The sequence below is a fragment of the Caulobacter sp. UC70_42 genome (genome assembly GCF_044056025.1).
Taxonomy (GTDB): domain Bacteria; phylum Pseudomonadota; class Alphaproteobacteria; order Caulobacterales; family Caulobacteraceae; genus Caulobacter.
The window spans coordinates 2,035,352-2,048,478 of record NZ_CP171994.1 but is presented as its reverse complement, the minus strand read 5'-3'; the positions used below and the strand labels follow the sequence as shown (position 1 = coordinate 2,048,478).

At 70.1% G+C, this 13,127-nt stretch carries 11 protein-coding genes and 1 pseudogene; 6 read left to right on the top strand and 6 right to left on the bottom strand.

The window, feature by feature from the left end; all coding sequences use genetic code 11:
* Positions 1–618: 618 nt before the first annotated feature.
* The 5 genes and pseudogenes from ACHMW8_RS10275 to ACHMW8_RS10255 form a co-directional block, all read right to left on the bottom strand.
* Positions 619–3,073 (bottom strand): annotated as a pseudogene (locus tag ACHMW8_RS10275) (glycoside hydrolase family 99-like domain-containing protein).
* Positions 3,070–3,987, bottom strand: coding sequence for a class I SAM-dependent methyltransferase (locus ACHMW8_RS10270; RefSeq protein WP_395445482.1), 918 nt, complete (start codon positions 3,985–3,987; stop codon positions 3,070–3,072). The pseudogene ACHMW8_RS10275 and the gene ACHMW8_RS10270 overlap by 4 nt, the downstream one beginning before the upstream one ends.
* Complete coding sequence (locus ACHMW8_RS10265; RefSeq protein ID WP_125156871.1) at positions 3,984–4,736, bottom strand: ABC transporter ATP-binding protein; 753 nt, start codon at positions 4,734–4,736, stop codon at positions 3,984–3,986. Before ACHMW8_RS10265 ends, ACHMW8_RS10270 begins: the two co-directional genes overlap by 4 nt.
* A gap of 9 nt (positions 4,737–4,745) precedes the next feature.
* Positions 4,746–5,537 carry an ABC transporter permease gene (locus tag ACHMW8_RS10260; RefSeq protein WP_125156872.1) on the bottom strand — a complete coding sequence of 264 codons (792 nt, stop codon included), beginning with the start codon at positions 5,535–5,537 and terminating at the stop codon, positions 4,746–4,748.
* A 195-nt stretch (positions 5,538–5,732) separates the two neighbouring features.
* A complete protein-coding gene (locus tag ACHMW8_RS10255; protein ID WP_395445481.1) occupies positions 5,733–6,527 on the bottom strand; it encodes a LytTR family DNA-binding domain-containing protein in 795 nt (264 codons plus the stop codon).
* An 85-nt stretch (positions 6,528–6,612) separates the two neighbouring features.
* Between ACHMW8_RS10255 and ACHMW8_RS10250 the strand changes: the two genes are divergently transcribed.
* From ACHMW8_RS10250 to ACHMW8_RS10225, 6 genes are all read left to right on the top strand, one after another.
* Positions 6,613–7,245, top strand: a complete 633-nt coding sequence (locus ACHMW8_RS10250) for a DUF2306 domain-containing protein (protein WP_395445480.1) — start codon at positions 6,613–6,615, stop codon at positions 7,243–7,245.
* Positions 7,246–7,393: 148 nt separating this feature from the next.
* Entirely contained in the window at positions 7,394–7,669 is a 276-nt protein-coding gene (locus tag ACHMW8_RS10245) for a cytochrome c (protein ID WP_125156874.1), read from the top strand.
* Positions 7,670–7,793: 124 nt separating this feature from the next.
* The gene (msrB, locus tag ACHMW8_RS10240) at positions 7,794–8,270 is read left to right on the top strand and encodes a peptide-methionine (R)-S-oxide reductase MsrB (protein ID WP_395445479.1); all 477 of its coding nucleotides are present in this window, start codon (positions 7,794–7,796) and stop codon (positions 8,268–8,270) included.
* A 14-nt stretch (positions 8,271–8,284) separates the two neighbouring features.
* Positions 8,285–10,123, top strand: a complete 1,839-nt coding sequence (locus tag ACHMW8_RS10235; RefSeq protein ID WP_395445478.1) for a cytochrome c biogenesis protein DipZ — start codon at positions 8,285–8,287, stop codon at positions 10,121–10,123.
* Positions 10,124–10,181: 58 nt separating this feature from the next.
* Entirely contained in the window at positions 10,182–10,814 is a 633-nt protein-coding gene (locus ACHMW8_RS10230; protein WP_395445477.1) for a 2-dehydro-3-deoxy-6-phosphogalactonate aldolase, read from the top strand.
* Positions 10,807–11,721 carry a 2-dehydro-3-deoxygalactonokinase gene (locus ACHMW8_RS10225; RefSeq protein WP_395445476.1) on the top strand — a complete coding sequence of 305 codons (915 nt, stop codon included), beginning with the start codon at positions 10,807–10,809 and terminating at the stop codon, positions 11,719–11,721. Before ACHMW8_RS10230 ends, ACHMW8_RS10225 begins: the two co-directional genes overlap by 8 nt.
* On the opposite strand, the gene ACHMW8_RS10220 is transcribed toward ACHMW8_RS10225, so the two are convergent.
* The gene (locus ACHMW8_RS10220; protein WP_395445475.1) at positions 11,684–13,108 is read right to left on the bottom strand and encodes an amidase; all 1,425 of its coding nucleotides are present in this window, start codon (positions 13,106–13,108) and stop codon (positions 11,684–11,686) included. The two genes, ACHMW8_RS10225 and ACHMW8_RS10220, sit on opposite strands and share 38 nt — an antisense overlap.
* Positions 13,109–13,127: the final 19 nt, after the last annotated feature.

Genomic DNA, 13,127 nt, shown 5'->3' with positions numbered 1-13,127 from the left:
CAGGGCGTTGCGCGGTCGGTGTCAGGAACACGGCCTCGCTCAGCTTGACCAGTGGCGCGTCGACCTCGGTCGGCGAAGGAGCGCCGGCCAGGGCCAGGAGGTCGGTGTGCCACGGCGATAGCGGCGGGGCGATGGCCGGGAAGCGCGCCAAGGCGCCCGCGCGCTCGGCCGCCAGCAGGGTCGGCAGCGCGCTCAGCAGGAACTGGGCGTAGTTGTGGGCGGCGCCCCACCCCATGAAGACCGTAGCGGCGGACACACTCTGGGCGTCGTCCGGCGGGACGAGCCGCGTCTCGCCCTCTTCGCGCCGGGCGGTTGGAAGGCGGTCCAAAGTCGGGGTCAGTCGACGCGCCTCGCGGGCCGTTCCGGCGAAAACGCGTCCGGTCTCGTCGAGCACCACGCCAAAGGCCGGCGCGCACCAGACGGTCTCGACCCGCGCCAGGTCGAAGCCATCGCCCGCCGCACCGATCGTCCCGGGTCGTCCGTTGAGAGGATCGGCGACACGCGACAGGGCCTCGCCCTCCTCGACCGTGGTCAGCAGCAGGCCTGGCGGCGGCGGCGGTTCGGGAACCAGGGCCTTCAGCTTGCGGCCGACCCGGCGGACCAGACGCTTGATCGGGCTCACAGTTCGAAGCTCGCCCGATAGCCGGCGCGGGCGACGATGGCGGCGGTCAGCCGCTCGATCGCGTGGGCCGTGGTGCCGTCCACGCGCCCCAGCTCCGGCTCGAAGCCGATCTCGGCGTCGGTCAGGTCGGACAGCGGCGCGAAGGCTTCTGTCCGCCCCCAGAACATCGAGCCCGCCGCGAATGGGGTCTCTGGTCTGGGCTTGAGGTCCATGCGCGCCGCAAGGCGTTCAACCGCCGCGCGATTGTTGTCCATCACGTCCGGATCGCCGATCCGCATCCGCGCTTCCGACGAGGCCAGCAGGCCCAGCTTTGGGTCCTGGGCGAAGGCGCGCAGGGCCAAGGTCGCCGCCTCGCCGCCCAGCAGGCCATCGACCAGTTCCGCGCGCCACTGGTCGCCCTTGGCCCGATGCGGCGAGCGCTTGGAGTGCAGCTTGCAGAACACCGAATAGCCCAGGGCCCGCGCCCGGCGCAGGGTCTCGACGAACGGACGGATGTCGCGCCCCCGGTTCTCGGCGATGGCCAGATGCGCGGCCGGGAAGGCGTCCCTGACGCGGGCGAGATCCGCCTCGCCCCAGGTCTCCGGCACGGTGATCATCAAGTCCAGCACGTCGGCGCTCGCGGCCAGGCGCTCGGCGAACCAGTCGATCAGTTCCGGATAGAATAGGTGCAGCAGCGTCACCGCCTCGGCGCGCTTGACGAACCCGGCCTGCGCCTCCGCCACCCGCGGATGGGCGTCGGTCAGGCGCGGCGCATAGGCGGCCAGCGCGGTGCGGGTGGCGTGCAGATAGCCGTGGCCAAACCAGCGGTCGGGCTCGAGATAGGCGCCCTCGCCCCACTCGTTCCAGGCGTTGACGAAGACCATGGCCTGGCCACGCGGATGCCTGGCCTCCGCGTGCTTCAGCGCGCCCGACAGCCAGGTCAGGTAGCTTTCCGGGTCGGCGTTATGGAAGGCGTGGCCGGCCCAGGGCTTGCGCGCCTGGTTGTCCCAGCCCGGCATGACGCCCGGCACGAAGGCGTCCGGGACGGCGGTCAGTTCGTCCAGCTTGGACTGCACCACCACCGGATAGTCATAGACCTTGCCGGTGAAGTTCGCGTGCAAGGGCGTCACCTGCCGGGTGATCTCGCCCTCGACGATGGCGTGCGGCGGGAAGTCGATGATCCCGTCGAAGCCGTGCGAGGCATGGTCCTGGAAGCCGAACGCCGTCGTGCAAAGCAGGTGCAGCTCGCCCAGTCCCATGGCCCGCGCCTGGTCGCGCCAGCGGTCGGTGGTGGCCTTGCTGTCGGGCAGGATTTCCGGGCGATACAGCACCAGCACCGGCTTGCCGCCGACCTTCAGGTAGCGCGGGTCGCGGATATAGCGGGCCATGTCCTCGAACACGGCGCGGTCGTCGTCGGGCGAATGCTCCTGGCCCATCAGGACGTCGCTCTCGTCGCCGTCCCAGCGCCGCGTCCAGTTCTCGTTGGCCCAGCAGAGGGCGAACGGCAGGTCCAGGGTCGGATCGGCCAGATAGAGCTCGATCGGCCGCTCCAGCAGGCGTTTGCCGGCGAACCAGTAGTAGTGGAAGCAGAAGGCCGAGACGCCCGCGCCCTTGGCGAGCTCGATCTGCTGGGCTAACACCTCGCGCTGGCGCAGGTCGTAGAAGCCGAGATCGGCCGGCAGGCGCGGCTGGTAGTGGCCCAGGAACTGCGGCTGGGCCTTGGAGACGTTGGTCCACTCGGTGAAGCCCTTGCCCCACCAGAGGTCATTCTCCGGGAACGGATGAAACTGCGGCAAGTAGAAGGCGATGACCTTCGGCGCGTCGGCCGGCAGGGTGATCGGCGCGGCGATCGGCGCGGCGAAGTGCGGGCTGCGCAGGTTCCTGGCGACCGCGATCGCATGGAGGTAGGTCGCCTGCGCCGGTCCGGCGTCGCCGCCGCCACGCGGCGCGCGCGGAACCTTGCAACAGCGCCCAGCCGCGCCGCCAGAGCGCGCCCGCCGGGCCGCGCAAGGGACCCAGCAGCGGCTTAACCGCCTGGATCGCCGCCCCGCGCAGGCCGCGCGGATCCTGGCCCAGGTCGCCGATGCGCGTGACCTTGAAGTCGGACACGGTGAACCGGCATTCGCCCTCGGACGGGTCGAGGCGCACGCCGATCAGTTGGAAGCTGCGCGCCGGCAGCGAGGCGAACCAGCCGTCCGGACCCGCCTTCAGCCGCGTGTAGGAGTCCTCGGAAAAGCCGTCGCCCCAGTCGGCATAGAGAGCCGGACCCACCAACTGGCCTTCGGTGGCCTCCAGCTTCAGGTCGATCCGGACGGCCTTGGCGGCGCGCAGGCCCGCGCGCTGTTCTCGAGTCGGAGTTCAGACCATCTGCGGATCGCCGCCGGCCGCCGCCAGGATCGTACGCCCCTGGGCGTCCAGACCCTGGACCGTGACGTCGCGGCCGGGCTTGAGACCTGCCGGCAGGGCGCTCATGCCTTGCCCATGAGTCGCGCGAAGAAGCCCCGCCGCGCGTTCGGGTTACGCTTGCGGATCACAACCGCGGCCTGCCAGAACTGGGCCGGGTCGTCGATGTAGCGCACCACCTCGCCGCCGTGCGGGGCGGCTTCCTTGGCCACGAACTTGGTCGTCACCACCGCTTCGCCATAGACGTCCGGCCCGCGGTAGTCGCCGCCGCCCGACGCCAGATAGGCGATGCCCTCGTTGGCCAGATCGGCGCGCAGCTTGGGCAGTTGGTCCTTGTAGACGGACAGAGCCGCCATCCAGGCGTTTTCGGCGTCGGGTTCGATCGCCTCGACCATGTCCAGGAAACGCGGCGGCTCGACCGTGAACACCAGCTGCCCCCCGGGAGCCAGCACGCGCAGCAACTCGCCCAGCCAGGCGCGGAACAGGTGCGGCGGCAGGTGGGTGAACACCGAATAGGCCGTGACCAGCCGGAACTGGCCGTCGGCGAACGGCAGCGGCTCGCCGTTGGCGATGGTCTCGAAGCGGCCCGGCAGGTCGGCCCCGGCGCAGAAGGCCACCATGTCCGGATCAATATCGACCCCGACCATGTCCTTGGCGTCGAAGTCGCGCAGGAAGAACCGGCCGATCCGGCCCCAGCCGCAGCCGAAGTCCAGATAGCCCTGTCCGGCCGAGGTCTTGTAAGCGCGGTCGGCCATGGCCTCCTGGGCGAAGGCGTAGAACTTGCCGGCCTCGTCGAGGGCGTCCTCATAGGCCGAACCGACGAACTGACGCTGAATCTCCGCCGACGGAAAGTCGGGATAGGTCAGCCCGCCTTGGACCCGCTCGACGACCGAGCGCTTCAGGCGCGCCAGCCAGACTTCGGGGGCGAGGCCGCTGAGATCCTCGTGGGCCAAAAGACGGGGGGCGAGGAGACGAGCGGTCATGCGGCGTTGGCCTCGCGGTGGACAAGCCAGTCCTCGGTCGAGCCGAGGAAGACGATCTTGCCGGCCTGCAGCTCGCACACGCGGTTGCAGACCCGACGAACCAGGTCGTCGTCGTGCGTGGCCAGCACCACGATCTTGGCGTCCTCGACCATGCGCTGCATGCGGTCGGCGGCCTTCTGCACGAAGGCGGCGTCGCCCGCGCTGAGCCACTCGTCCAGCACCAGGATGTCGGCCTCGAACTCGGTCGCCACCGTGAACATCAGACGCGCCAGCATGCCGGCCGAATAGGTCCGGACCGGCAGATGGAGAAAATCGCCCAGCCCCGAGAACTCGGCGATGGCGTCGACGCGGCTGTCGATCACCTTGCGCGGCAGCCGGCGCATGAGGCCAAGCTTGTGAATGTTGCGAAGGCCGGTGGCCTCCATGTCTATGCCGGCGTTGATGGCGATCATCGAGGTGATGTCGCCATCGATCGACAGCTCGCCGCGCGTCGGATGATAGATGCCGGCGATGACCTTCAGCAGGGTGGTCTTGCCCGAGCCGTTATGGCCCACCAGGGCGATGCGGTCGCCCTCGTTGATCTCGAGATTGATGTCGTGCAGCGCCTTGACCGCGGCGACGTCGCCGGCGGCCTTGTACATCTTGCCGCCGACCGCGAGGTTGAACACGGCGCTGCGCAGCGACTGCGAGCGCAGGCTGTAGACGAAATAGTCGAGGTCGACGTTCGTCAGCTTGATCTGGTGCGTCATCGCCGTCTCCTACAGCCAGAAGACCACGCGCTTGCGGAACAAGGCCAGCAGCGCGAAGGCGATCACGAACAGAACGCCGGTGGTTCCCAGCGTCCAATACCAGTCGATGGCGGCGGGGGCATGACCGGTCAGCGGCGCGCGAAGCAGCTCGACCTGATGGGCCAGCGGGTTCAGCTCCACCACCCAACGGTGCTTGGCGCTGACATTGGCGGTCATCCAGAACACCGGCGTCACGTAGAACAGCAGTTGGACGACGTAGCTCATCATGTAGGCCACGTCGCGGAAGCGAGTCGACGGCACGGCGATGATGAAGCCCTGCAGGCAGACGATGACCAGCATCAGGGCGACGGCCGGGATCAGCGTCCAGTGCGGCACGGCGAACCGGCCGATGATCAGCATAACCGCCCAGAACGCGATCGCCTGGAACAGGAAGTTCGTCGCCGCCTTCTGGGCGTGCAGGAAGACGTAGAAGGTCAGTGGCAGGCGTTGGCTCTGCATCAGGCCAGCGTTGTAGAGGAAGATCGCCTGGGCCTCGGCGATGGTCGTCCCGACCAGCGACCAGGCCAGCAGACCGGCCACCACCTGCGGATAGCTCTTCGACATGTCCACGCCCATCAGGGCGCTGACCAGGAAGGCTAGGGCGAAGGCGACGACCAGCAGGTTGCAGGCCATCCAGAACGGCCCCAGGATCGACCGCTGGAAGCGCGAGGCCGTCTGGTCCAGGCCGAGCCGCCACCACAGGGGCGCGAGACGGACGCCGTCTCCCACATCCTTTAGCGCCGCCATCAAGGGACTCGGCATTCGCGACCTTCCAAAACGCCTCACGGCGACCAGCAAGGGGCTTGCTTACAGAGCGCGGGGCCGGCCGACAATTGCTTTGGAAGCTTGACAGACCCGCTGTTGCGTAAAAACTTTAGTTCGATGACTTGAGCTGGACGACGCTGCATTCCCCGACGGTCCGCGTCCGATGGCCGATCACGCCGCCGTCCGCCGGGGTTAGAACCAGCCAGCGCCCTTCAGAACCGGCGCATAGGTCCGGCTGACCGGCGCCTCCAGGCCGCCCGCCAGGCGAACCACGCCTGCGCCGCGCCGCCAGCGAACCGCCTCGACCGCCTCGGCCGCCACCCACCAGGAGCGGTGGACGCGCCAGCCGTGCGCACGTTCCAGTTCGCTCAAGGCGTCGGCGAAACGCAGGGTGATCAGGTCCTCGCCGGCGTCGGTGTGAACCTTCAGATAGTGGTCGTGGGCCTCGACGGCGATCAGCCGCGCGCCGCGCCGTTTGGCCGACAGCCGGCGGCGGAAGGCCGCCTCGGCCTCGGGCAGCGGCGGGGCGACGACGGTGCGCGTCTCGACCCGAGCCGGCAGGCGGCGCCAGACCAGGGCCCGCACGACCATCACCGCCAGCGAGATCGGCCACACCTGCCAGAGCAGCCGTCCATAGCCCGCCCAGCCGAACGGACCGCCCATGACCAGGTGCTCGGTCGCCAGCACATGCAACGACACCAGCGGCGTCATCAACACCGAGACCACCGCCACGCGTCGCCACGTTTCAGGCACGCGACGGTCCAGCCTCTCGTCCAGCACGACGCCGATCAACCCGCCGCCGACCATGCAGATCAGCCAATAGACATAGCGTCCCACGATCGGCGCGCGTTCGGACGCGAACGGGCCGAGGAAGCCCATCAGCAGGCCGATCACGGCCATTGTCGCGACATCGACCGCCCACCGCCGCGCGGCGGCACCGCCCACCGGAATCGTCGCCTCCTCGTTCATGCCGTCCCATTCGCGCAAGCCTGGCGCCGTTCGCGAAACAAGGCCTAGCGAGACGTCGCTTGGGCCGCAACGAGGTTCGGCGACCACCGCCGAAGGACCGACCGTGAACACCACGACCCTGACCAAGACACCCCGCTGGCCCGCCCGCGCCCTGTGGGGCCTGGGCGCTCTCCTGAGCCTGGGCATTGTCGCCTATGCCGCGCGCTACCTGCTGCATCCCCCCACGACGATAAAGGAAGCCCTGGGCAATGCACTGGGCCTGCCATGGCTGGTCGTGCATGTCGCCGGCGCGGTCATCGCCCTGTTGCTAGGCTCGCTGCAGTTCCTGCCCGGACTTCGCAAAAGCGGCGCTCATCGGTGGATCGGCCGGGTCTATGTGCTGGGCTGCCTTGTCGGCGGCGTAGCGGGCCTGATCCTGGCGCCAGGATCCTTCGCCGGCCCGATCGCCACCGCCGGTTTCGGCGGCCTGGCCGTGATCTGGATCGCCGTGAACCTGCTGGGCTGGCGCGCCGCGCTGGACAGGCGCTTTGTCGACCACCGCCGCTGGATGATCCGCTCCTGGGCCCTGACGCTCGCGGCCGTCACCCTGCGGCTCTACCTGCCAACGGTTCAGATTCTCGACCTGCCCTTCCTGCCCTGGTATCGTGCGATATCCTTCCTGTGCTGGGTTCCCAACCTGCTGATCGCCGAATGGTGGCTGCGGAGCGACGCGCGGCGCATATCGGGTCACCCTTGAATCGCCGTGGATCTGGGCCACGATTTGCCTATTGTGGCCTGACCAATCTGGAGGGAGGCGCGGGTCGGACCTGACGCCCGCCCCGCGCAGGCCGACACTGGAGGGCCCCTCAGGGAACATGCTCGGAAAGCCTCTGAAAGACGCGCTCATGATCGGGGTCGCCCTCGCGTGTGGGCTGACCACCGCCGGCGCCTCGGCGCCCGCCGACGCCCCGGTCAACCTGCCCCCCGATCCCGGCAAGGCCGTCGTCACCAAGACCTGCCAGTCATGCCACGACCTGGATATGGTCACCGAAGCGCGCCACACCGCCCCGGAATGGACCAGCGTCATCCAGCGGATGCGCGCGAACGGCGCCGAGCTGAGCGACGACGAGGCCAAGCAGGCCCAGGCCTATCTGGTCAAGGTCTATGGAAAGTCGGGCTGATCGACCGCGTTCCGCTCCGTCCTGCGCCTCGCTGAAACCAGGCCCGGCGAAATCAGCGAGCGGCGCGTAACCTTTCGGCTCGCCGCGACGTATCTGATCGCGGGCGGCGAAACGGAGATTTGCGATGACGACGCGACGAAACCTTCTGGCCGCGGGCGGCCTCTCGGCCTTTGGAGCGGCCCTGGGCCTGGCCGGCTTCGGCGCGCGGGCCGAGACGTTCGAGGTCACCCGCAGCGACGCCGAATGGAAGCGCATGCTGCCGCCGGACGCCTACGAGGTGCTGCGCCACGCCCGCACGGAGCGCGCCGGGACCAGCCCGCTCGACAAGAACTACAGGAAGGGCACGTACAGCTGCCGCGGCTGCGACCTGCCGCTGTTCTCGTCGACCACCAAGTTCGACAGCGGCACAGGCTGGCCCAGCTTCTGGCAGCCCCTGCCCAACGCCACGGCCAAGAGCGCGGGCGGCAGCATCATGTGGGGCACGGAAGTTCACTGCCGGCGCTGCGGCGGCCACCTGGGCCATGTGTTCAATGACGGCCCCAAGCCCACCGGCCTGCGCTACTGCATGAACGGCGTCGCCCTGACCTTCCGCGCCGCCTAGAGGTCCGCGTTCCCATGATCCTGTTCCTGCTGGCCTATCTGGGCGGCGTGCTGACCATCGTCAGCCCGTGCATCCTGCCGATCCTGCCGTTCGTGTTCGCGCGGGCCGACAAGCCCTTCGTCCGTAGCGGCCTGCCGATGCTGGCCGGCATGGCCGTGACCTTCGCCCTCATCGCCACCCTGGCGGCGGTGGGCGGCGGCTGGGCGGTGCGCGTCAATCAGTACGGCCGCTGGGCGGCCCTGGCCCTGATGGCCTTCTTCGGCCTCACCCTGCTGATCCCGAGCCTGGCCGACCGCCTGACCCGGCCGCTGGTCGCCCTGGGCGGACGGCTGTCCCAGCGCGCCGACGCGCAAGAGGCCGCCGGCGGCTCGACCGTCCTGGCCTCGGCCCTGCTCGGCGTCGCCACCGGCCTGCTGTGGGCGCCGTGCGCGGGTCCCGTGCTGGGCCTGATCCTGACCGGCGCGGCCCTGCAGGGCGCCAACGCCCAGACGACCCTGCTGCTGGTCGCCTTCGCGGCCGGTGCGGCGACTTCGCTGGGCCTGGCCCTGCTGGTCGGCGGCAAGGTCTATGCGGTGATGAAGCGCTCGCTGGGCGCCAGCGAATGGATCCGGCGCGGCGCCGGGGCGGTGATCCTGGTCGCCGTGGCGGCCATCGCGCTGGGTGTCGACACCGGCTTCCTGACCCGCGTCTCGCAGACCAGCACAGCCGCGCTGGAGCAGGGCCTGGTCAACAGGCTGCACCCTCAGCGGGAGTCGGTCCTGCTGCCCGCCAGCGGTGACGCGATGAGCGGCAGTCCCGCCATGATGGCCGCCAATCCCGCCATGATGTCCGGCGCGCCCGGCGGCGCGATGATGATGCGCGCCAAGCCCGGCCAGGGCGAGGCCCTGCCGGTCGAAGGCGCAGCCCCGCCGCTGGACGGCGCGGTGACCTGGCTGAACTCACCGCCCCTGACCAAAGCCCAGCTGAAGGGCAAGGTCGTGATCGTCGACTTCTGGACCTACTCCTGCATCAACTGCCTGCGCTCGATCCCTTATGTCCGGGCCTGGGCCGAGAAGTACAAGGACCAGGGCCTGGTGGTGATCGGCGTCCACGCGCCGGAGTTCGCCTTCGAGAAGGACGTCAAGAACGTCCGCAAGGCCGTCGCCGACCTGAAGATCGGCTACCCCGTGGCGGTCGACAACAACTACGCGATCTGGCGCGCGTTCGGAAACCAGTACTGGCCGGCCCACTACTTCATCGACGCCCAGGGCCGGGTGCGCCACCACCACTTCGGCGAAGGCGACTACGACCAGTCCGAGCGGGTGATCCAGCAGCTGCTGGCCGAGGCCGGCCGCGCCGGGGTCGAAGGCGGCCTGGTGGCGGTCAAGGCCACCGGCGCCCAGGCGCCCTCGAATGGCAAAGACGTCGGCTCGCCGGAGACCTATGTCGGCTATGGCCGCGCAGAAAACTTCGCCTCGGCCGGCGGGGCGATGCATGATGCGCGCCACGTCTACGCCCTGGCCGAGCCGTTGAAGCTCAACGCCTGGGGTCTGGCCGGCGACTGGACGATCGGCGCCGAGCAGGCGGGCCTGAACGTGGCCGGCGGCAAGATCGCCTATCGCTTCCACGCCCGCGACCTGCACCTGGTGCTAGGTCCGGCGGCGAACGGCGCCAGGGTCCGCTTCCAGGTGACCCTCGACGGCAAGCCGCCGGGCGCCGACCACGGCATGGACACCGACGCGGCCGGCAACGGCGTGATTACCGGCCAGCGACTCTATCAATTGGTCCGGCAGAAGGGCGCGATCGACGACCGAACCTTCGAGATAAGGTTCCTGGACGCCGGCGCCCAGGCCTATGCTCTCACGTTCGGCTGAACCGCCGCATGCCGGGGCGCGCGGCCTGACGCCCCGGCCAGTTTTGGAGGCAGAGCGCATGACCGCGTGGACCAAAGTCCTGACGACCCTTCCCCTGGTGGCGATCCTGCGCGGCCTGGCGCCCGACGAGTCGGTCGAGGTCGGTGAGGCCCTGGTCGCCGCCGGCTTTCTCTGCCTGGAAGTGCCGCTGAACTCGCCCTCGCCACTGGACAGCATCCGTCGCCTGCGTGGGGCGCTCGGCGACCGCGCCATTGTCGGCGCCGGCACCGTGCTGACCGCCCAGGCCGTGCGCGATGTCGCGGGGGCCGGCGGCCAGATCATCATCTCGCCGAACACAGACGTCGCCGTGATTGGCGAGGCCAAGGCCGCCGGCCTGATCTCGTTCCCGGCCTTCTACACGCCCAGCGAGGCCTTCACGGCCATCGCCGCCGGGGCCGACGCCCTGAAGCTGTTCCCGGCCGAGGCCGCGGGTCCGGCCATGCTGAAGGCGATGAAGGCGGTGCTGCCGAAGACGACTCCGGTCTTTCCGGTCGGCGGAGTCGAGCCCGGTAATGTCGCGACCTGGCGCGCGGCCGGCGCCAACGGCTTCGGCCTGGGCTCGGCGCTCTACAAGCCCGGGAAGACGGCGGCCGAGGTCCGCATCGCCGCGGACGCCTTCGTCGCCGCCTGGAAGGCCAGCGCTGATGGCTGACCTCATCGCCTTCGGTGACTGGGGCACCAGCCGTCTCCGCCTGGGCCTGTACGACGGCGACACCCAGCTCGAGTCCGTGGAGGGCCCGGGCATCGGCGGGCTCAGCGCCTCTCCCGCCGAGACCCTGCTGGGCGCGGTCGCCAGTTGGCGCGCGCGGCGCGGCCTGTCGCGCGTCGTGCTGGCCGGCATGGCCGGCTCGCGCACCGGCGTGGTCGAGGCTCCCTATGTCGAATGTCCCGCCGGCGTCGAGGACTGGGCCCGCCAGACCGCCACCGTGACGCTGGACGGCCTGTTGGTCGAGGTCGCGCCGGGAGTGGCCGGGATCGCCCCCAGCGGCGCGCCGGACGTGATGCGCGGCGAGGAGACCCAGGTGTTCGGGGCCATGGCTCTGTATCCCGAGCTCGCCGAGGGCGAGCAGGTGTTCGTGCTGCCTGGAACCCACGGCAAGTGGTGCCAGGCGCGGGACGGCCGCATCGTGCGCTTCCAGACCTTCCTGACGGGCGAGCTTTTCGCCCTGCTCTCGACCCGCTCCAGCCTGTTGCTGGGCGCGGACGCCGTCGAGAACGCCGAGCACGAGGCGACCGGCTTCGCCCATGGCCTGGAGCGCGCCCGCGCGGGCCACCTGCTGAGCGCCCTGTTCGAAGCCCGAAGCGCCCAGCTGCGCGAGGGCCGCACCGGCGCCTGGGCGCGGGGCTTCCTGTCGGGCCTGACGATCGGAACCGAGGTCACCGAAGGCGCCGCGGCCTTCGAGGCAAAGCGCGTGATCCTGATCGGGGCCCGCGCCCTCAGCGACCGATACGCCACCGCCCTGGGCGCGCGACAGGTGCGGAACACAGCCCTCGGCGGCGAGGTCTGCGTGCTGGCGGGGCTCAGGCGCTTGGCGTCGACCCAGGCCGGCTGTCATTGAACGGCCTAGTCGGCCAGGGGCTCGGCGCCGGCCGCAGTCGCTCATAGGCGCGCGACAGGCGCAGGACCCCCAGGTCGTCGAAGCGCCGCCCCACGATCTGCAGCCCGATCGGCAGGCCCTGGGCGGTGTAGCCGCAGTTGATCGAGGCCGCGGGCTGCTCGGTCATGTTGAAGGCGACGGTGAAGCCGATGTGCTCGAACGGCTGGGCCGGGTCATTGGTCGGCGACGGCAGATGCGCGTCGAAGGCCGGCATGGGCGCGGTGGGCGAGAGCAGGAAGTCGAACGGCTGGAAGGCCTTGGCGCCCGCCTCGCGCATGCGCTGGATCTGGTTGAAGCCGCGATAGACCGACAGCCCGTCGGCCCCGCGCGCCGCCCGGGCCCAGTCCAGGATGTAGGGCAGGCAGCGCTCGGCCCGCTCCGGCGGCAGGGCGTCCAGGTCGCTCAGCGACCGCGTGCGCCAGAAGAGGTCCAGGCCGTCCAGCATTTCGCGGGTCAGGTACGGCGCGAACGGCTCGACGATCGCGCCGGCGGCTTCGAAGGTCCGGGCGGCGGCGGTCACCGCCTCGGCGACTTCCGGCTCGACCGGCAGGCCGACGCCGGCGTCCAGCATCAGGCCGATCCGTAGGCCCTTCAGGTCGATGTCGAGATCGGTCCAGGCGATGTCCGCCGGCGGCAGGCTCATGTGATCGCGCCAGTCTGGTGCGCTGAGCACGCACATGGCCAGGGCCGCGTCCTCGACCGTGCGGGTCATCGGGCCGGCGCAACGGCCGATATAGGGCGGGTCGATCGGGATCCGACCGTTGCTGGGCTTGAAGCCGAAGATTCCGCACCAGCCGGCGGGCAGGCGAATGGAGCCGCCGATGTCGGTGCCGAGGTGCAACGGCCCGTAGCCCGCCGCCGCCGCCGCTCCAGCGCCCGCGCTGGACCCGCCGGGGGTCTTGGCCAGGTCCCAGGGATTGCGCGACAGGGCGTGGAAGCTCGACAGGCCCGACGACAGCATGCCGAAGTCGGGATTGGTGGTCTTGGCCACGATCACGGCGCCGGCTTCGCGCAGGCGGGCGGCGGGCGGGGCGTCGACAGGCTCTGGAACCAGGTCGGACGCGGCCGAGCCAATCGGCTTGGGTACGCCCTGGGTGGCGATCAGCTCCTTGATCGTGACGGGTGCGCCGTCCAGCGGCCCCAGCGCCTCTCCACGCCGCCAGCGGGCCTCGGATGCGCGCGCCGCCGCCAGCGCGCCCTTCGCGTCCAGAGCCCAGGTGGCCGCCAGGTCCGGCTCCCAGGCCTCGATCCGCGCCAGCACCGCCGTCGTCACCTCGACCGGTGAGAGGCTCCCGTCACCATAGAGCCGGGAGAGTTCGACGGCGGTCAGATCAGGAAGCTCGCTCATGCGGGAAGACTAGGCCCGG